The organism is Pseudarthrobacter sp. NPDC058196, assembly GCF_042882685.1.
GTDB lineage: Bacteria > Actinomycetota > Actinomycetes > Actinomycetales > Micrococcaceae > Arthrobacter.
This window is the reverse complement of the sequence record NZ_JBHVVN010000010.1, coordinates 156,014-175,078: the sequence shown is the minus strand read 5'-3', so window position 1 is coordinate 175,078 and position 19,065 is coordinate 156,014. Positions and strand designations below refer to the sequence as shown.

The window sequence follows — 19,065 nt, the reverse complement described above, 5'->3', positions numbered from 1 at the left end:
CGAAAGGCCCGCCGCGTGGAAACCCCTGCTTACGCCTGGATCCTGACCATTGTGGTGATCGCGGGACTGCTGGCCTTCGATTTCTTCTTCCACGTCCGGAAGGCCCACACCCCGTCCCTGAGAGAATCGGCCATCTGGTCCGCCATCTACGTGAGCATTGCGGTGCTGTTCGGGCTGGCTGTCCTGGTTTTCAGCGGGCCGGACATGGGCACCGAATACTTCGCAGGCTATGTCACGGAAAAGGCGTTGTCCGTAGACAACCTCTTCGTGTTCCTGATCATCATGGCCAGTTTCAAGGTGCCCCGCGCGGACCAGCAGAAGGTGCTGCTGTTCGGCATCATTTTCTCCCTGATTGCCCGCACCGCGTTCATCTTCCTGGGCGCTGCGCTGATCAACAGTTTCGCCTGGGTCTTCTACCTTTTCGGGCTCATCCTGCTGGTCACCGCCGGCCACCTGCTCAAGCCGGATGACCACGACGACGACTCCGACGGCCTGGTGGTGCGGCTCGCCAAGAAGTTCCTGCCGGCGTCCGAACACTACGACGGCGACAAGCTGTTCACCGTGGAGGACGGCAAGCGGGTGCTGACGCCGATGCTGCTGGTGGTGGCGATCGGCGGCACGGACATCCTCTTCGCCCTGGATTCCATTCCGGCGATCTTCGGCCTGACCCAGAACGTGTTCATCGTCTTCACGGCCACGGCCTTCTCGCTGATGGGCCTGCGCCAGCTGTTTTTCCTCATTGACGGCCTGCTGGACCGGCTGATCTTCCTCTCCTACGGGCTGGCCGTCATCCTGGGTTTCATCGGCGTGAAACTGATCCTGCATGCCCTGCACGAGAACACCCTGCCGTTCATCAACGACGGCAAGCACGTCAATGTGGTGGAGGTCAGCACCGGCGTTTCCCTGGGCGTGATCCTGGGCGTGCTGCTGCTGACCATCCTGGCGTCGGTCTTCAGCCCCAAGGGCAAGGCCAAGAACGCCGTCTCCGGGGCCAGGCGGCACGCCGTCGAGTACCTTGACCTCAACTACGAGACGGACATGGCGGAACGGGACAAGATCTTCGCCAAGATGTGCCGCGAAGAAGACCAGATCCGCAAGCTTCCGGAGAAGTACAGGCGGCTTGTCCGGCACGAAACGGAGTTCCTGGAGCTGCTGCGCAGCGCCCATGACGAGCATGACAAGGCCCAGGTCAGGGCGGCCGCCAACGGCTGACGGCGCTTCCCCCAACCAGGCAGCAGTCGTTGTCGTTTTGGGGCCCATAACCACAACAACTGCTACCTGGATTCGTGTGTCAGCGCTGGAGGGCTGCTGCTCCGCCGGCCAGGCTGGTGATCCGGTCCCAGTCCTTGGCTGCGACGGCGTCTGCCGGGGTGAGCCAGCTGCCGCCTACGCAGGCCACGTTGGGCAGCTTGAGGTAGTCCGGGGCGGTGGCCAGGCTGATGCCGCCGGTAGGGCAGAACCGGACGTGCGGGAGGGGCGCGCCGATGGCGGCGAGGTAGGGCGGACCGCCTGCCGGGCCGGCGGGGAAGAACTTCATCGCGTCCAGTCCGGCTTCCAGGACGGCCAGGACTTCGCCAACGGTGGCGACGCCGGGCAGCACCGGGACGTCCAGGGACAGCATGTGGGTGAGCAGCGCGGGGGTGACCCCGGGGCTGACCAGGAATCCGGCACCCGCCTGGACGGCGGCGTCGGCCTGGCCCGGTGTGAGGATGGTGCCGGCGCCCACCAGGATGTCCGGCACCTCTTCGACGATCAATTTCAGCGAGGTCAGGGCGGAGTCGGTGCGCAGCGTCAGCTCGATGATCTTCACGCCGCCGTCCACCAGGGCACGCGCCAGGGGCACTGCGTCCTGGGGGTCGTCGATGGTGACCACCGGGATAACCGGTGAAACGCTGAGGACGCCTGATGCGTCAGCCATTGTTGATCTCATTTCCCAGGCCGTCCGGCCCGTCGGTTTCGATAATGCGGTACCAGTGCAGCAGCAGGTCCCGGAAGCCGTTGTTCCCGGCGAGGGCAGGGTGGACGACGGGCCGGAACCCCAGCAGCGCCGGCACCACGGTGTCCGCGGCGCGGTGGGCCGGGAGCGCGGCGTGAAGTCCCTGCGCCAGGGGATCGTCCAGGTCTGCTGCGGGAGTGCCGGCCACGTGGTGCATCCACGCGGCAACGGCGAGCGCCGCCCACCGCGGTGAGCGGCCGGCGTCGAGCGTTCCCCGGACGGTGGTGAGCAGCCGCAGCCCGACTTTCTGTGAGCCGTCGCTTCCCACCTTGGCCGTGGTGTGGCCCAGCGCCGGGTTGGCGAACCGGCGGAGAACCCTGTCGCAGTACTGCTCCCCGTCCAGTCCGGCCGGGAGGGCGATGCTGGGCAATGCTTCCTGGAGCATCATGCGCCGGCAGGCGGTGTGGAACGCGTTCACGGCCACGGCATCGCTGATGGTTTCCTTGCCAGCCAGGAGTCCGAGGTAGGCGAGCATCGAATGGCTGGCATTGAGCAGCCGGAGTTTGGCGGCTTCCCAGGCGGCGACGTCGTCGGTGAACAGGGCGCCGGCGTCCTCCCAGCGCGGCCTGCCGGCAGCGAAATTATCCTCGATTACCCATTGTTTGAAGGGTTCGGCCACCACGGCAGCCTCGTCCCGCAGGCCAAGTTCACGTTCCACGCTGTCCAGGTCAGCTGGCGTGGTGGCGGGCACCATCCGGTCCACCATGGTGGACGGGAACGTCACGTTCTCCCGCATCCACGCCAGCAGGGGTCCACTCTCGCTCGCGGGCAGGGCTGACGCAAAACCCATGGCAAGGGTTGCCGTTAGGTCCCCATTGGCCGGGAGGTTGTCGCAGGCGAGGACCGTGACGGGTCCGGCGCCCGCCGTTGCCCGCTGCTGAAGGCCGCGGACGATCTGCCCGATGGCGGTCAGCGGCGGCCGGCCTGCCAGGTCGGCTTGGACGTCCGGATCTGCCAGGTCGAGAGAGCGCGTTTGCGGATCGAACCGGTATCCCTTTTCGGTGATGGTGAGGGTGACGATCCTTGTGGCCGGTGCGGCGATCCGCTCCACCACCAGTTCAGGGTTGTCGCGCCCGGAGATGGCGTCCACGATGCTGGAGACCACCCGGAGCGGGGCGGCACCGTCGCCGCGTTCGGCAACGGTGAAGAGCCCATCCTGCGGCACCAACTGGCGGGCCACGGTGTCAGAACGCTGGGTAACCCCGACGATCCCCCACTCAAGGTCGCCCCCGGCAAGCATGGCGTCCTCGGTGAAGACTGCGGTGTGGGCGCGGGCGAACGCGCCCAGTCCCAGGTGGACGATCCCGGGCAGCAGCTTGTCCCGCTGGATGCTGGCCTGGTGTCCGCCGCTTGCCAGGGAAGATGCTGTCAGGCGTGCGATGGCTGCGCTCCTTCGGCGAAGTTTCCGGAGGCGTGGGACTTGGTCTGCGCGAACGTGGGAATGAAACCGGTTCCGCCCTTGCCGCCCACCACCAGCGACGATGCGGCGGCCCCGTACCGGGCCGCAGTCGGGAAGTCGTCGCCCAGCACCAGTCGTGCGGTGAGAGTGCCCACGAACGCGTCCCCGGCGCCGGTCTGGTCCACCACGGCGGGCGCGGGAATGGCCGGCACCCAGGCAGAGCCGGCGCCCGGGGCGGCGTCGCCGCTCCATTCGAGCTGGACCCCTTCCGCCCCGCAGGTGACGGCGACGTTGGCGGTCCCCAGCGAGCGCAGCCTGGCCGCAGCTTCCTGCGGGGACGCCGCGCCGAGCAGCGCTGCCGTCTCGCCCGGGAAGGAGGGCGTCACCAGGAACGCCCGTGGGGCAAGTTCGGTCAGTGCCGCCGCCGCATCCGCCACGGTGGTGAGCCGGGGCCGGAAGTTGGGATCGTAGACAAAGCGGGCGGCCAGGGAGGCGGCCTTGGCGACGGCGGCATGCGCCGTCGTCGAAATGGCGCAGGCAATGCCGCCCGCCACCACGGCGCCGGCCGCGGAGAAAACGTCCGGGTCGACGTCGTCCGGTCCGAGGGTGGACCCGACGCTGCCGCTGCGGGCGTAGGAGAATTCGCGTTCGCCGTCGGGGTCGCTGTGCACCAGATAGACGCCCTGCTGCCCGCGGCGGAACGTCAACAGGTCGGTGGCGATGCCCAGCCCGGCGATCCGGGCTGCGATGGCCTGCCCCAGGTCGTCGTCGGTGAGCACGGACAGCAGGCCCACCCGGGCACCGGCTGCCGCGGCGGCTGCGGCGACATTGAGGGCGTCTCCGGAGATGCCCAGCCGGGCTGGAACGCCGTGGCCGAAGGGCTGGTCGGTGGCGACTTCGATGAGGATCTCCCCCATCACCACCACGTCATAGGGTTCGTGGGCTGCAGTGTTCACCAGTCGTGCACCGATCCGTCCAGGCGCCGGTTGACCGGCAGGTACTTGGGGTCGAAGGGGAACCGCTCGGCGGCGTCCTCGTTGAACTCTACGCCCAGCCCAGGGGCGTCGCCCGGATGCATGTAGCCGTCCGCGAAGGTGTACGAGGTCTTGAAGACGTCGCCCGCGGGGTCGCGGTGGCCCATGTATTCCTGGATGCCGAAGTTGGGGATGGACAGGTCCACGTGCAGCGCCGCGGCAAAAGACACCGGGGACAGGTCGCCGGCGCCATGGGATCCCGAGCGGACACCGTAGAGGTCCGCCAGCGAAAAAATGCGCCGCAGGTGCGTGATGCCGCCGGCGTGCGAGACGGAGGTGCGGATGTAGTCGATCAGGCGTTCGGTGATGAGTTGCTGGCAGTCCCAGATGGAGTTGAACACTTCACCGACGGCGATGGGTGTGGTGGTGTGCTGGCGGATCAGGCGGAATGCCGACTGGTCCTCGGCCGGCGTCGGATCCTCGATCCAGAACGGCCGGTACTGTTCCAGCGAAGCGCCCAGCCGGCCGGCCTCGATGGGGGTCAGCCGGTGGTGGACGTCGTGCAGGACGTGGATGCCGTAACCGAACTGGTCGCGGATGTGCGCCATCATCTTGGGCGCAAAGTCCAGGTACGCAGTGGTTTCCCAGGTGTCTTCCTGCGGCACGTTGCTGCTGGCCGGTTCGTAGAGTTTCCCGTCCACCGGGGCGATGCCGTAGGTCTTGTCCAGGCCCGGTACGGCAGCCTGGGCGCGGATCGCCTTGTAGCCAAGGTCCAGATGGTGCTGGAAGTCGGCGCTGAGGTCCTCCAGGGTGCTGCCGCTCGCGTGGCCGTACACCATCACGCCTTCGCGCGCGGCCCCGCCAAGGAGTTCGTAGACCGGCATGCCGGCGGCTTTGCCCTTGATGTCCCAGAGGGCGACGTCGATCGCGGCGATGGCGGTCATGGTCACCGGACCCCGGCGCCAGTAGGCGCCCTTGTAGAAGTACTGCCAGGCGTCTTCGATGCGCCGGGCGTCGCGGCCGATCAGCAACGGGCACAGGTGGTCGGAGAGGTACGAGGCGACTGCCAGCTCGCGGCCGTTGAGGGTGGCGTCGCCGACGCCGGTGATGCCGTCCTCGGTTTCAATAACGAGCGTGACGTAGTTGCGTCCGGGCGACGAAACCACAACCCGTGCGTCGGTGATTTTCACTGGGGGTCCTTTAACTTCAGGGGGCGTCTTGCAAGTAGGTCGCAGTAGATGTCGTTTTGAGGGCTCAAAACGACATCTACTGCTACTCAGTTGGGTCTGGACAGGTGGAGCATGACCTTGCTGCTCCCCGCGGCTGGGTCTGCCGCGGTTTGCATGGCCTGTTCTGCCTCGTCGATGCCGAAGGTGTGGGTAATGATGGGCGAGACATCCAGCCCGTTTGCCATGGCATGCAGGGCGTCGGTGATCTCGTCCACGAACCGGTAGGAACCGGTCCAGGTAATCTCCCGGGTCACCAGGTCCCCCAGGGCTGCGGCGGCGGCCGTTCCGGGCAGGTTGCCCACCTGGACGATGGTCCCGCCGCGGGCGGTGGCACGAAGTACCCCGCCCAGGACTGCCGGGATGCCGGTTGCTTCGAAGACGAGTTCCATGTCCGCCGGCAATGGATTGCGGGAGACGTTGAGGACCTCGTCCGCCCCCATGGCCTTGGCAATCCGCAGCGACGCGTCGCTGATGTCGGTCGCGGTCACCGACCTGGCACCGGCGTATTTGGCGGCCGCGGCCACGAGCGAACCGATGGGTCCCGCACCGTTGACCAGCACATCGCGGCCTTCGAGGCTGCCGGCACGGCCGACGGCATGCATGGCCACGGCGAGCGGTTCCGCCAGGGCGCCGCGGAGCGTGTCCACGCCGTCGGGCAGGGCACGGACCTGGAACGCCTTGGCGAGCTTCCGTTCACTGAAGCCGCCATCGGTGTGCGGGTCGAATGCCGCCGAGCCGAAGTACCGGATCTGCGGGTAGAGGTTGGTCCGGCCGCGCAGGCGCTCCGGCATGGTGCCGTCGCCCACGAGTTCGGCCGGGTGCACCGTGACGGGCTGTCCCACCTCGAGATGCTCGACGCCGGCACCCAGCTGGGCGATCCGGCCCGCCACCTCGTGGCCCAGGACGAGCGGCGACGTCAGCGCCGCGGTCCCCGACGCTCCGTGGCGCCAGTACGAAAGATCGCTTCCGCAGATACCGCCCCACTCGACGTCGAGCACTACTTCCCCGGGCCCTGCTACCGGCTCCGGCCGGTCATCGATGCGCAGGTCGTTGGCCCCGTGGACCACGACGGCCTTCATACGGCGTCCTCGAGCCGGACCATGTCGCGGCCACGGACTTCCGGGCCGACGGCGGCGGAAACCAGGGTGATCAGCGAGTATCCGATCAGCATCGCGGCGAGCGGCCACCAGTGTCCGGTCACGGCGGTGAGGGTGGCAGCCAGCAGCGGACCGATCGCGGTAGCCAGGATGCCGCCGATTTCCTTGGCCAGGGCGAGCTGGGTAAAGCGGGTGCGGGCTCCGAAGAATTCGGCCATGGTCACGCTTTCCATGGCGAACAGGCCAAGCACGCCAAGGTTCAATCCGACCACCATCGCAACGGTGATGAGGGCGGTGTTGCCGCTGGTGATCATCAGCATCATCGGGATGGCGTAGACGGCGGTGAGGGCGCTGAGGACCAGGTAGAGCGGGCGGCGGCCGAAACGGTCTCCCAGGAGGCCGACCACCGGGATGGTGACGAAGCCGAGGAGCGAGCCGTACATGATCGCGTTGGTGCCCACGCTCTTGTCAGCCAGCAGGACCGTGGCCAGGTAGCCCACCAGGAAGGTCTGCACCAGTCCGGAGTTGCCGGCCTGGCCGAAGCGGAGGCCCAGTGCGATCAGGAACGCCTTGCCCTTCTTTTGGTGCAGGGCGGCTTCGATGGTGCTGGTTCCGGCGAGTTCCGGGGCCTTGACGGCTGCGGTCTTGATCTTTTCCCTGGTCAGGGCCACGCCGTCGACGACGTCGGCACGCTGTTCAAACACGGGGCTTTCCTTGATGGAACGGCGGATCCAGACGGCGAAGATCATGATCAGGAAGCTGGCCAGGAACGGGATGCGCCAGCCCCAGCTGAGCAGGTCATCCTGGGAGAGCGATGCCACCAGGATGGCCCAGAGCGCCGATGCGCCCAGGGTGCCCGAGTTGGTGCCAAGGCACACCAGGGAGGAGATGATGCCGCGGCGGCGGGCGGATGCGAATTCCGCGAGCATGACCGTTGCGCCGGCGATTTCCGCGCCCGCACCAAAGCCTTGGATCAGGCGCAGCGCCACCAGCAGGATCGGGGCCCAGATGCCGATCATCGCGTAGGTGGGGAGCACGCCAATCAGGGTGGTGGAGGCGCCCATCAAGGCGATGGTGATGTAGAGGACCTTCTTGCGCCCGATCCGGTCGCCCATGCGGCCGAAGTAGACGGCACCAAACAGGCGGGCAACGTATCCCACGCCGTACGTGGCCATCGCGGCGATGAGGCCGATGACCGGGCTGACGTCGGGGAAGAAGATCTTGTTGAAGACGATCGCCGCCGCCAGGGAGTACAACTGGAAGTCCATGAACTCCATGGCGGTGCCCAGCCAGCCCGAAACCGCAACTTTGGCGAGGTCTCGGGTGTTGCGGCGGTCGCTTTGGCTGGTTGTAGGGGGCGCAATGCTTTCGGTCATCAGTTGCTCCTTTGCAGGTGATGCTGTGGATGGGGATGAGGCGTAACCAGGGTGTAGAGGGGGTGCCGTATCCGGTGCCGCTGGGTGCGGACAACAGTGACCGGCAGCAGACGATTTCTACTACCATACAAGCACTACCATTCTAGTGTGTCAACAGATTAGACTGATGGCATGCCAACGGACAAAAGAGGGAGTTCGCCCCGCCTCTCGGTGCGGGACCAGACCCTCGAAACGCTTCGCCGCCGGATCATTTCGTTGCAGCTCCCGCCTGGCGAGCCGCTGTCCGAGAACGAGCTGGCTCAGGAGCTGGGCGTCAGCCGAACCCCTGTGCGCGAAAGCCTGATCCTGCTGCGCGAAGAAGGACTGGTCCAGGTCTTTCCCCAGATCGGCTCGTTCGTCTCGCTGGTGGACCTGGGGCGGGTTTCGGAAGCGCAGTTCGTCCGTGAAGCCATCGAATGCGCCTCCCTGCGCGACCTCGCCGTTGACAGCACCGGCATCGCCGGGCTTCGCCGGATCCTGCGGGAACAGTCCGAGGCCAACGAGCGCAGCGACGTGGAGGAATTCTTCCGCCTGGACGAGGACTTCCACCGCGAACTCCTGCGGCTTGCCGGGCATGAGTCCGCCTGGGCTGCGGTCAACTCGGCGAAAGCCCACCTGGACCGGGCCCGCCGGATGAGCCTGCTGGATACCCGTCCGGTGTCCACCCTGATCGAACAACACACAGCCGTGGTGGACGCCCTGGAGGCCAACGACTTGTCGGACGCGGACACCAGCCTGCGCCTGCACCTGAGGGCCGTCTTCGAAGACGTCCAGCGCATCCAGGAAGCCACACCGGAGCTGTTCTCCGACGGAACCGCACCGCGCCCGTCCCGCCGGAGCGTTGCCCGCCTCACGTAGGAGCAATTCGCCCGGATGACTATGCGCCCGGTTCGGGGGGGATCGCCAACCACGCGTCCTGCCCGGAATGGACCGGCCGGGGCCGGGGCCCTCTGTCGGTCCCCCTTGCTAGGTTTGGTTTCAGGCCAAGGGAACCCTCCCGCGGCCTGCGAACAGTTGGGGAGGCCCCGTGTTTCTGCTCGACGCTGCCGGCGCGGAGGCCGGAGCCTCGCCGGATCTTGTCTTTTCAGCCAGCGACCTTGTGGCTGCCAGCGAGTGTGAGTACCGCACGCTCCGCGTGCTGGACGAAAAACTGGGACGTGCTCCCAAAGCAGAGTTCCCGGTTGATGAGATGCAGCAGCGTGCAGGCCTGTTGGGCGACCGGCATGAGCAGACTGTCCTCGCGAGCCTGGTGGCCAAGTATGGCCGGTGGGATGCCGGCCGGGGTTCGGGTGTTTACTCCTTGGAGCGCGGCCGGAACCTGCGCGGTGAGCTGCAGGCAAAGCACGCGGAAACCGAGCTTGCCCTTCGCTCCGGCGCAGACGTGGTGTTCCAGGCAACCTTCTTCGACGGCGAGTTCCTGGGCTACGCCGACTTCCTGGTCAACGAGGCCGCAGGCACTGGAACCCCGGGCCGCTACGAAGTCTGGGATACCAAACTGGCCCGGCACGCCAAAGTCGGGGCGTTGCTGCAGCTCGCCGCGTACGGAGACCAACTGCTGGGCATGGGGCTGGAACCCTCGCCCGTGGTCACGCTGGTCCTCGGCACCCGCGTCGGTGACGACTGGCTCCGAAGCAGCCATTCGCTGCCAGACCTGCTTCCGGTCTTCCGCGAACGGCGCCGGCGTTTCCGGTATCTGACGGCCGGCCACCGAGCCGCAGACGCCCCCGTACAGTGGCAACAGCCCGGCGTCGTGCATTGCGGGCGCTGCGATTACTGCGCCGAGCAGGTGACCCTGCACCGGGATCTCCTGATGGTCGCCGGGATGTCCGTCGTCCAACGGCGCAAACTCCACACCGCCCAAATCACCACCATTGACCAGCTCGCGGCCATGCCCGCCCCGGATGCACAGGGGTCACTGGCACGCCTCCGCGCGCAAGCCCGCATGCAGCTGGGCTTGGACACAACCGCAGGGTCCCGCACGTTCACGAAAGACGGGCAGCCCCACACTGTCTCCTATACCGTCCTTGCGGACAACGCGATCGGTTCGCTTCCCGCTCCGAGCGCCGGAGACATCTTCTTCGACTTCGAAGGCGATCCGCTCTGGCAGGATCCAGCCACGGGTGCGTGGGGAATCGAATACCTTTTCGGTGTCATCGAAGCCCCCGCGGCGGACGCCGGCCAGGTGCCCGCATTCCGTCCGTTCTGGGCGCATTCCCGGTCCGGTGAACGCCGCGCCTTCCTGGAGTTCCTTGACTACGTGGAGAAGCGGCGCGCCCGGTACCCCGACATGCACGTCTATCACTACGCCGCCTACGAAAAGACGGCCCTGCGGAACCTGTCCCTGGTGCACCAGGCCGGCGAGGACACGGTGGACGATTGGCTCCGGCAGGGACTGCTGGTGGACCTGTACGCCACTGTCAAGCATTCCATCCGTATCTCCGAGGCCTCGTATTCCATCAAGAAGCTGGAACCGCTGTACATGGGGGACAACCTGCGGTCCGGGGACGTCAAGGACGCCGGCGCCTCCGTGGTGGCGTATGCCGCATATTGTGCCGCCCGGGATGCCGGCCGCCAGGACGAAGCCGATGCCGTCCTGGCGTCCATTTCGGAGTACAACCGATACGACTGCCTTTCCACCCTCCGGCTCCGGGACTGGCTGCTGGAGATCGCCCCACAGGCAGTCAAGGACACCGGCTCCGCCGGGCTGCCGGCGAACACCGCCGAACCGGCACCCGCCGGCGGCTCACCGGCCGACACGGCGCCACCCGGAGGTCCCGCGCACGAGAACCTTCGGGACGCGCCGGACGAAACTCCCGAGGAAGTGCAGCTGCGCGAGTATTTGGCGGGCCTTCCCGATGACCGGCCCTGGACCAATGATGAGCGGGCCGTCGCCATGGTTGCAGCGGCCACCGGCTACCACCGGCGCGAGCGGAAACAGTTCTGGTGGCAGCACTTCGACCGCGTCGAAGCGCCCGTGGAGAACTGGGCGGACCAGCGGAACGTGTTCATGGTTTCATCGGCGGAGGTCATTTCGGACTGGGCCCTGGCCAAACCACGGGAACGGATGCGCACCAGGGTCCTGCAGCTGCGCGGAACCATGACGGAGGGTTCCGACTTCCGGGTCGATTCCAGCTGGTGCCGGCTGTATGAAGCCCCCGGGCCCGAGGGCATGGCTGCCCCGAATGCAGCACCGCAGGCCAGGGCGTATGCCTTCAAGACCCGCATCCACGACCTCGCGGCGGTCCCGGACAACCCGGAGCACACCATCATCACCATCTCGGAGCGGGAATCCGGGAAGGTTGCCGCCTACCCGCACCTGCCGATGGCGTTGACCGAGGATACGCCCATACCGACAGACAACATTGAGGCCGCCATCGCGGAACTTGCCAGGATTGTCGGCTCCACCGCACCGGGCCTGCCCGCACAGCCGGGCCTTGACATCCTGCGCAAGGTGCCCCCGCGGTTCCGCAGCCTGGGCGCCCCGGCCGGGGTCCGGCACCTGCCGGACGGCACAGCCGACTACGCCGGAGCCATTGCTGTCTCCTTGCGGGACCTCGACGCTTCGTACCTGGCCGTCCAGGGCCCCCCTGGGACGGGCAAGACCCATATCGGCGCGCACGTGATCGGCGAGCTGGTGCGGGAGGGCTGGAAGGTGGGGGTGGTTGCGCAGTCGCACAATGTGGTGGAAAACCTGCTCTGCCGAGCTATCGAGGCCGGCGGCGTGGATCCTTCCGTCGTGGCCAAGAAGCTCGCCGCGCCCCACGCTGTCCCCTGGACGGCAACGGACGATCGTGATGTAGGACGCCTGCTCGCCGCACCGGGCGGCTGCCTGGTGGGCGGGACCGCCTGGACCATGACCGGCAAGGAAGTCCCTGCCGGATCCCTGGACCTGCTGGTGATCGACGAAGCCGGCCAGTTCTCGCTGGCCAACACGCTTGCGGTTTCCCGCGCTGCGGACCGGCTGCTCTTGTTGGGTGATCCGCAACAGCTCCCCCAGGTCACCCAAGGGGCACATCCGGAACCGGTGGACGAATCAGCCTTGGGCTGGCTGGCGGCGGGTCATGCAACCCTTCCCGCGAGCCTGGGCTACTTCCTCGCCGATACCTGGCGGATGCACCCGGAGCTGTGCAGGGCGGTCTCCAACCTCAGCTACGACGGAAAGCTGCAGTCAGCACCGGCCGCGGGCTTGCGCGGACTCGATGGGATGCCCCCCGGGGTGGAGACGGTGTTCGTCAACCACAGCGGGAATGCTACAGCGTCCAAGGAGGAAGCAGAGGAGGTGGTGCGCCAGGCGCGCCGCCACCTCGGCCTGGAGTGGACCTGTGGCCCGGATGCTGGATCCCGGCCACTGGAGCAGCAGGACCTGATGGTGGTGGCTGCCTACAACGCCCAGGTGCACCTGGTCCGGAGGGCGTTGGCGGAAGCCGGGCTGCCCGAGGTGAGGGTGGGCACGGTAGACAAGTTCCAGGGCCAGGAAGCGCCGGTGGTGTTCGTCTCCATGGCCTGTTCTGCGGTAGCGGAGGCTCCACGAGGCGCGGAATTCCTGCTGAACCGGAACCGCATCAACGTGGCGGTGTCGCGCGGGCAGTGGCGGGCCGTCATCATCCGCTCCCCCGAACTCACCAGCTATATGCCGCACAAACCGGAGGCATTGGAGGAGCTCGGCGCGTTCATCGGCCTCAGTCCGCGGGAGTAGGCACGGCGGGCGTGTCGGCGCATGGTTGGGAACGGGTGGTCAGTATGCCCGGAAACCGTGGAAGTGTCCCAGGGCCTGGGTTGTTGTCCCGTCCACCCGTTCCACCCGGCCTGGAGTGCTGCCGGAGTTGAGCCATTCCAGGAGTTGCCGGACCTTGGGCTCGGGGCCTTCGGCTGCGACTGACACCGAACCGTCGTTGAGGTTGGTCACCTCACCGGACAGTCCCAGTTCCTCCGCTTTGGCCATGGTCCAATACCGGAAGCCCACACCCTGGACCATGCCGAACACCCGGGCGTCCAGCCGCACGGCATCCGGCGCCGAACCGTCCTTCGGTGCGCCTGCGTGCCTGCCCATGGTGTTCCTCCTCGGGACCGGCAACCTCCTCCCGGCCGCGGGCACCGACCGCACTGAAACGCGGTTTTGTGCCGCTGCGTACCGAGGCCGGGAGGAGATACCGGCTAGTTGATGGTGATGTCGCGGGTGGCGTGGTTGTAGCGGATGGTCACCGTGCCGCCTGCGTGGTGCAGTTCGTGGTTGGGGCCGTCGAACGCACCGAAGGCGCCGTAGTTCTCCTCCCAAGATCGGTTCAGGGCGATCTTGAAGGTGTAGTAACCGGCCGGAAGCTCGGCGCTCTTCTTCCAGAGCTGGTCCAGGAAGTCGAACTCCATCTGCGCTTCGTCGTACTGCGGCGCCCAGTTCTCCGGTGCGCCCAGGATGGTGTTGAAGTCGCCGGCCAGGGCAACGGCCTCCGGCTGCGGGTGGGTTTCGACGTCCGGACCCTCGAACGGCTCCGTTGCGGGCACTGCGGTTTCGGCCTTGGCCTTCGCCGGAGCCTTCTTCCGGACAGCCTTCACCACGGGTTCGACGGCGTCTTCGATGGCCTTGGCGGCCTTGCCCACGGCGGCGGCCGCCTTCTTGGCCGGAGTCTTCCTGGCAGGAGCCTTCTTCGCCGCCGTGGCGTCATCCTTGGCCGGAACTTCCAGGACGGAAGCCGCGGCGGAGACCGGGCGGACGAAGCCTTCGGGAGCGGTGGGGACCGGAGCGTCGGCAGGGACGGGCGTGCCGGCGTCGAGCGCTGACGCGAAGGACACCGCGTCGGGGAAGGCAACCGTGGCGCGCATCCCGTCCTCGGTAATGGTCCAGCCGGTGCGGCCCTTGACCAGCCAGCCGGCCTTGACCAGTTTGGCGGTCGCCGAGGTAAGGGTCTTGTGGCCGCGGGGAATGCCGCCGCTGAGGAGTTCGGCCTCGTGCTCGTTGAACGGTACGCGGGCCGTTGCTTCCGCCAGGACCTGGCCAGCATTCAGTGCATCGCCGGACCACACGCCTTCGGTCAGGACATCCAGGACGGTCTTGAGACGAAGATAGGTGTTTTCTGCGGTGGACTTGGCCATGATTCCCCTTATATAAAAGCGATCGGTCTTAGGCATCTTGCCAACTGCCCATTAAATCGCGCGACTTTAATTGGTTAACTCTGCGTGTCGTGACCGACTATGAAGCGGATCGTGCCGCAAGTGAGGCGGAGGTCTCGGGTAAGGGCCGGCTGCATAACCCTCAAGCGCTGGCATGGGTGCTGCCCTGCACTCCCCAGACACGCCTGCGGCTCCCAGTTTACCGGCCCGGGAGCCGCTCTGTTGCCCGCGGCACAGTGGTTGCTCAGGCGGTGGCTTCCCGGCCGTTCAATTCCTCCAGCAGCTCAGCTTTCCGTTCCTCCGACGCGAAGGAAGAGTGGATGGAATTCGCGGCCAGGCGGGCCCTGTCAAAGTCGGACAGCTCAAACACCGCGGTCAGTTGGGCGAAGTTGTCATCCACGTAACCGCCAAAGTAGGCAGGATCGTCCGAGTTGACCGAGACGTTCAGGCCCGCGGCCAGCATGGCGGGCAAGGGATGGTCCGCGAGGGTGTCCACTGCACGCAACCGGACGTTGGACAGGGGGCAGACGGTGAGGGGAACCCGGCCGTCGACGAGGCGCTCCACCAGGTCCGGGTCGTCCATGCAGCGGATGCCGTGATCGATACGCTCCACGCCCAGGAGGTCCAAGGCCTCGATGATGTACGACGCCGGGCCCTCCTCCCCTGCGTGCGCCGTCAGCCGCAGGCCGGCCTCGCGGGCCTTTGCATAGAGCCGTTCGAACTTTGAAGGCGGGTTTCCGACCTCGGCCGAGTCCAGGCCGATGGCTCCGATGGGCGCGTCCATGGCCAGCAGCCGGTCCAGGACTTCCAGTGCCGAGTCTTCCGGAAGGTCCCGCAGGAAGGCGGCGATGAGGATGGTGGAGATGCCGTAGTCCTGCCGGGACGTGGCCAGGACCGAGGCCACGCCGTTGACGCATGCTTCCAGCGGGACACCGCGGGACAAGTGCGCCTGGGGGTCCATCATGATTTCGGCGTGCCGGACGCCGGCGGCAGCGGCGCGCTCGAGGTAGGCACGGGTCATGTCCGCGAAGTCCTGCTCGGTTCGCAGCACGGCCATGTTGGCGTAGTAGAGGTCCAGGAAGGACTGCAGGTCAGTGAACTCGTACTTTTCCCGGAGTTCTTCCAACCCGGAGTAGGGCAGGACAATGCCGTTGCGCTCGGCCAGGGCGAAGATGAGCTCAGGCTGAAGCGTACCTTCGATGTGCAGGTGCAGTTCGGCCACCGGGAGGGGCTTGGCGGGGACCGCGGGTTCCGCGGGGACCGTTTCGGATTCGGGCATGGTGCTGCCGCCGGCGTAGGTTTCCATCCGGACAGGATAATGCCCGGCGGCCGAATCACCACTAGAGTCGAACCAATGCAGAACGCCAAGCACACTGATGACCTGCAGCACCCGGTTCCCAGCCCGGCCGCGGACGGATTTGTCCGGGTCCGGGGAGCGCGCGAGAACAATCTCCGGAACGTGGACGTGGATGTCCCCCGTGATGCGATCGTGGCGTTCACCGGCGTCTCGGGCTCGGGCAAGTCGTCCCTGGCGTTCGGCACCATCTATGCCGAGGCGCAGCGGCGCTACTTCGAATCCGTCGCCCCGTACGCCCGCCGCCTCATCCAGCAGGGCCACAACCCCAAGGTGGAGCTGATCAGCGGGCTGCCGCCCGCCGTCGCACTCCAGCAACGCCGCGGCGCCCCCAGCAGCAGGTCCACGGTGGGGACAGTCACCACGCTCTCCAACTCGCTGCGCATGCTCTTCTCGCGGGCCGGCACGTACCCGAAGGGCAGCACGCAGCTGGACTCGGATGCTTTCTCTCCCAACACGGCCGCGGGCGCGTGCAGGGAGTGCCACGGCCTGGGCGTGGCGCACACAGTCACCGAAGCCTCGCTGGTCCCGGACCCGTCGCTGAGCATCCGCGACGGCGCCATCGCCGCCTGGCCCGGCGCCTGGCAGGGAAAGAACCTGCGGGACATCCTCACCCACCTGGGCTACGACGTCGACACCCCTTGGCGGAAGCTGCCGAAGAAGCACCGGGACTGGATCCTCTTCACCGAGGAACAGCCCGTGGTGGAAGTCACCCCGCAGCGCGACCGCGTGGCCAAACCCTACAAGGGCCGGTTCTGGAGCGCCAGAAGCTACGTCCTGCACACCCTGGCCGATTCGCAGAGCGCGTCCATGCGTGAGCGCGTGCTTGCGTACATGGAATCCGGTCCGTGCCCGCTTTGCGGCGGCAGCGGCCTGCGGCCGGAGGCCTTGGCCGTGACCTTCGCCGGACGGACGATCGCCGAGCTCAACGAGGTACCGCTGACAGGGCTGGCGCGGATCATCCGTCCCACCTCCGAGCTGGCCTCAGCCGGGACGGCGTCCCGGAAGGAGTCTTCCGGGGAAGCCAACGAGGTGGCCGTCGCCATCACCCGCGACCTGCTGGAGCGCGTCACCGTGCTGCTGGACCTGGGGCTGGGCTACCTGGCCCTGGGCCGCTCCACACCCACGCTCTCCCCCGGCGAGATGCAGCGGCTGCGGATCGCCACCCAGCTGCGCTCCGGGCTGTTCGGCGTGGTCTATGTGCTCGATGAGCCCTCTGCCGGGCTGCATCCGGCAGATGCCGAGCCCCTCCTGGAGGTGCTGGAGCAGCTGAAGTCGTCCGGCAACTCGGTGTTCGTGGTGGAGCACAACATGGACGTTGTCCGCCACGCAGATTGGCTGGTGGACGTGGGTCCGCGCGCCGGCGAGGGCGGCGGCGAGGTGCTCTACAGCGGTCCGGTAGACGGGCTGGCCGGGGTGGAGGACTCGGTCACCAGGCCGTACCTGTTCCCGGATCTCTCCGGTCGGAAAGCGGACGACGACGCCCCGGCCCGTGACCGCAAACCGGCAGGGTGGCTTGAACTGCGGGACATCAGCCGCCACAACCTGCAAGACCTCGCCGCCGAATTCCCCCTGGGCGTCCTGACCGCTGTCACAGGCGTCTCCGGGTCCGGGAAATCCACGCTTGTCAGCCAGGTCCTGGCCGAGGTGGCGGGCGACTGGCTGCGCCCTGACGGTGAACCGCGCGCCGCGACATCCATCGGCGCAGCCGACGACGAAGAGAACGGAGGGGAGCCCAGCGCCCCGCTCAGCGTCGGCCCGGTGTCCGGGCTGGAGCAAATCGACAGGTTGGTAAAAGTTGACCAGAAACCGATCGGGCGGACCCCGCGCTCCAACCTTGCCACCTACACCGGACTCTTCGACGCGGTCCGGAAAGCCTTCGCCGCCACGGACGAAGCCAAGGCCCGCGGCTACGGCGCCGGCCGGTTCTCCTTCAACGTTGCCGGCGGACGCTGCGAGACCTGCCAGGGGGAGGGGTTCGTGGCGGTGGAACTTCTGTTCCTGCCCGGCAGCTACGGTCCGTGCCCGGAGTGCGGCGGATCCCGGTACAACCCTGAAACCCTTGAGGTGGAGCATCACGGACTGAACGTGGCCCAGGTCCTGGCCATGACCGTGGACGCCGCCTCCGAATTCCTTGCCGACGTTCCCGCCGCTGCGAGGAGCCTCACGAGCCTGCGCGACGTTGGCCTGGGCTACCTGCGGCTGGGACAGCCCGCCACGGAGCTTTCCGGTGGCGAGGCGCAGCGGATCAAGCTCGCCACAGAGCTGCAGCGGGCACAGCGCGGCCACACCCTCTACCTGCTCGATGAGCCCACCACCGGCCTGCACCCTGCTGACGTGCAGTTGCTGATGGCACAGCTCCACGGCCTGGTGGACGCCGGAAACTCCGTGGTGGTGGTTGAACACGATATGGCCGTTGTGGCCGGTGCTGACTGGGTCATTGACCTTGGGCCCTCCGGAGGGGACAAAGGCGGCAGCATCATGGCCGCCGGCACACCCATCGCCGTAGCGCAGTCCGCGGAAAGCCGCACCGCTCCCTACCTGGCAGCTGCACTCGGCCAGGAAACTGCCAGCCAACACCCGGGCAGGTCCCGATTTGATAACGCCAAGGCTATGTCTTAGCGTGAAATGCATGCCCGTTTGGCGGGCTTTTGATTGCCCGGTGCTGCCTCCACCAGAACTGCCCAGCGGCAGCCACCGACGTTGACCTCTATTTGTCAGGGGTGGGCAGTAGCGCGACGATCTCCGGGGACGGAACCAGCGCTGGTGGCCCTCGGGAGCATCACATCATGAACAACACCAAATTCCGTACTGCCGCACGCCGCGGCGTCACCCTGGCCGCCGTCTCAGCGGCAGGCCTGGCCCTATCCGCTACCGCCGCCAACGCGGCAACCCCCACCTCCACCTGGGACTCCCTGGCCCAGTGCGAGAGCGGTGGCAACTGGTCCACCAACACCGGGAACGGCTTCTCCGGTGGCCTGCAGTTCACCTCCAGCACGTGGTCTGCCTACGGCGGCACCGGCTCGCCGGCAAACGCCAGCCGCGAACAGCAGATCGCTGTGGCCGAACGGGTGCAGGCTTCCCAGGGCTGGGGCGCCTGGCCCTCCTGCGCGTCGCAGCTCGGCCTGAGTGGCGGGGGCGGCGCGCCGGTGCAGAGCGCGCCCGTCCAGAGCGCCCCGGTGCAGGGTGCCCCGGTAAAGCAGGCCACGCAGGTGCAGAGCGCACCCGTGCAGCAGGCACCGCGGCATGCAACGTCCGTTCCGCTCAGCGGTGAAACCTACACCCTGCAGGCCGGCGACACCCTGAGCATCGTTGCCCAGAAGCTGGGGATCCAGGGCGGCTGGCAGCACCTGGCCGACGCCAACCTGGATACCATTTCCGATCCGAACCTGGTGTTCGAAGGACAGGTCATCCAGCTCCCCGCCTGACGGCAGCGGCCCTGGCCGCACCGCCTCCCAAGGCGCCACAGACAGGTCGGCGATAGACAAATTCCGTT

General features: G+C 67.2%; 14 protein-coding genes. 5 read left to right on the top strand and 9 right to left on the bottom strand.

Going from position 1 to position 19,065, the window contains the following annotated elements:
* Nucleotides 1-15 precede the first annotated feature (15 nt).
* Entirely contained in the window at nucleotides 16-1,212 is a 1,197-nt protein-coding gene (locus ACFVVC_RS15780; RefSeq protein ID WP_387455161.1) for a TerC family protein, read from the top strand.
* 79 nt (nucleotides 1,213-1,291) lie between these two features.
* Here ACFVVC_RS15780 and eda read toward each other — a convergent pair whose 3' ends face one another.
* The 6 genes from eda to ACFVVC_RS15750 all read right to left on the bottom strand — a co-directional run bounded on the left by eda (nucleotide 1,292) and on the right by ACFVVC_RS15750 (nucleotide 8,071).
* On the bottom strand, nucleotides 1,292-1,918 hold the full coding sequence (eda, locus tag ACFVVC_RS15775; protein ID WP_387455159.1) for a bifunctional 4-hydroxy-2-oxoglutarate aldolase/2-dehydro-3-deoxy-phosphogluconate aldolase: 627 nt from the start codon (nucleotides 1,916-1,918) through the stop codon (nucleotides 1,292-1,294).
* A complete protein-coding gene (locus tag ACFVVC_RS15770) occupies nucleotides 1,911-3,326 on the bottom strand; it encodes a mannitol dehydrogenase family protein (RefSeq protein WP_387455323.1) in 1,416 nt (471 codons plus the stop codon). Before ACFVVC_RS15770 ends, eda begins: the two co-directional genes overlap by 8 nt.
* 38 nt (nucleotides 3,327-3,364) lie before the next feature.
* The gene (locus tag ACFVVC_RS15765; protein WP_387455156.1) at nucleotides 3,365-4,351 is read right to left on the bottom strand and encodes a sugar kinase; all 987 of its coding nucleotides are present in this window, start codon (nucleotides 4,349-4,351) and stop codon (nucleotides 3,365-3,367) included.
* Nucleotides 4,348-5,559, bottom strand: a complete 1,212-nt coding sequence (manD, locus tag ACFVVC_RS15760) for a D-mannonate dehydratase ManD (protein WP_387455154.1) — start codon at nucleotides 5,557-5,559, stop codon at nucleotides 4,348-4,350. The genes ACFVVC_RS15765 and manD overlap by 4 nt, the downstream gene beginning before the upstream one ends.
* An 86-nt stretch (nucleotides 5,560-5,645) precedes the next feature.
* Complete coding sequence (locus ACFVVC_RS15755) at nucleotides 5,646-6,677, bottom strand: L-idonate 5-dehydrogenase (protein ID WP_387455151.1); 1,032 nt, start codon at nucleotides 6,675-6,677, stop codon at nucleotides 5,646-5,648.
* Nucleotides 6,674-8,071: an MFS transporter gene (locus tag ACFVVC_RS15750; protein ID WP_387455148.1), complete on the bottom strand. Its 1,398-nt coding sequence runs from the start codon at nucleotides 8,069-8,071 to the stop codon at nucleotides 6,674-6,676. Before ACFVVC_RS15750 ends, ACFVVC_RS15755 begins: the two co-directional genes overlap by 4 nt.
* Before the next feature lie 171 nt (nucleotides 8,072-8,242).
* Here ACFVVC_RS15750 and ACFVVC_RS15745 point away from each other — a divergent pair, with 171 nt between their 5' ends.
* Both ACFVVC_RS15745 and ACFVVC_RS15740 read left to right on the top strand, forming a co-directional pair.
* The gene (locus tag ACFVVC_RS15745; RefSeq protein WP_387455145.1) at nucleotides 8,243-8,968 is read left to right on the top strand and encodes a GntR family transcriptional regulator; all 726 of its coding nucleotides are present in this window, start codon (nucleotides 8,243-8,245) and stop codon (nucleotides 8,966-8,968) included.
* 169 nt (nucleotides 8,969-9,137) lie between these two features.
* On the top strand, nucleotides 9,138-12,806 hold the full coding sequence (locus ACFVVC_RS15740; RefSeq protein ID WP_387455142.1) for a TM0106 family RecB-like putative nuclease: 3,669 nt from the start codon (nucleotides 9,138-9,140) through the stop codon (nucleotides 12,804-12,806).
* A gap of 39 nt (nucleotides 12,807-12,845) precedes the next feature.
* Here the strand turns inward: ACFVVC_RS15740 and ACFVVC_RS15735 are convergent, their stop codons facing one another.
* The 3 genes from ACFVVC_RS15735 to ACFVVC_RS15725 all read right to left on the bottom strand — a co-directional run bounded on the left by ACFVVC_RS15735 (nucleotide 12,846) and on the right by ACFVVC_RS15725 (nucleotide 15,521).
* Nucleotides 12,846-13,160: an acylphosphatase gene (locus ACFVVC_RS15735; protein ID WP_387455140.1), complete on the bottom strand. Its 315-nt coding sequence runs from the start codon at nucleotides 13,158-13,160 to the stop codon at nucleotides 12,846-12,848.
* Between the two features lie 104 nt (nucleotides 13,161-13,264).
* On the bottom strand, nucleotides 13,265-14,197 hold the full coding sequence (locus ACFVVC_RS15730) for a glycosidase (RefSeq protein ID WP_387455137.1): 933 nt from the start codon (nucleotides 14,195-14,197) through the stop codon (nucleotides 13,265-13,267).
* A gap of 262 nt (nucleotides 14,198-14,459) precedes the next feature.
* The gene (locus tag ACFVVC_RS15725) at nucleotides 14,460-15,521 is read right to left on the bottom strand and encodes an adenosine deaminase (protein WP_387455135.1); all 1,062 of its coding nucleotides are present in this window, start codon (nucleotides 15,519-15,521) and stop codon (nucleotides 14,460-14,462) included.
* 48 nt (nucleotides 15,522-15,569) lie between these two features.
* Here ACFVVC_RS15725 and ACFVVC_RS15720 point away from each other — a divergent pair, with 48 nt between their 5' ends.
* Together ACFVVC_RS15720 and ACFVVC_RS15715 are read left to right on the top strand one after the other, a co-directional pair.
* Complete coding sequence (locus ACFVVC_RS15720) at nucleotides 15,570-18,191, top strand: ABC transporter (protein WP_387455132.1); 2,622 nt, start codon at nucleotides 15,570-15,572, stop codon at nucleotides 18,189-18,191.
* A 167-nt stretch (nucleotides 18,192-18,358) separates the two neighbouring features.
* Nucleotides 18,359-18,997, top strand: a complete 639-nt coding sequence (locus ACFVVC_RS15715; RefSeq protein ID WP_387455129.1) for a transglycosylase family protein — start codon at nucleotides 18,359-18,361, stop codon at nucleotides 18,995-18,997.
* The last annotated feature ends 68 nt before the right edge of the window (nucleotides 18,998-19,065 follow it).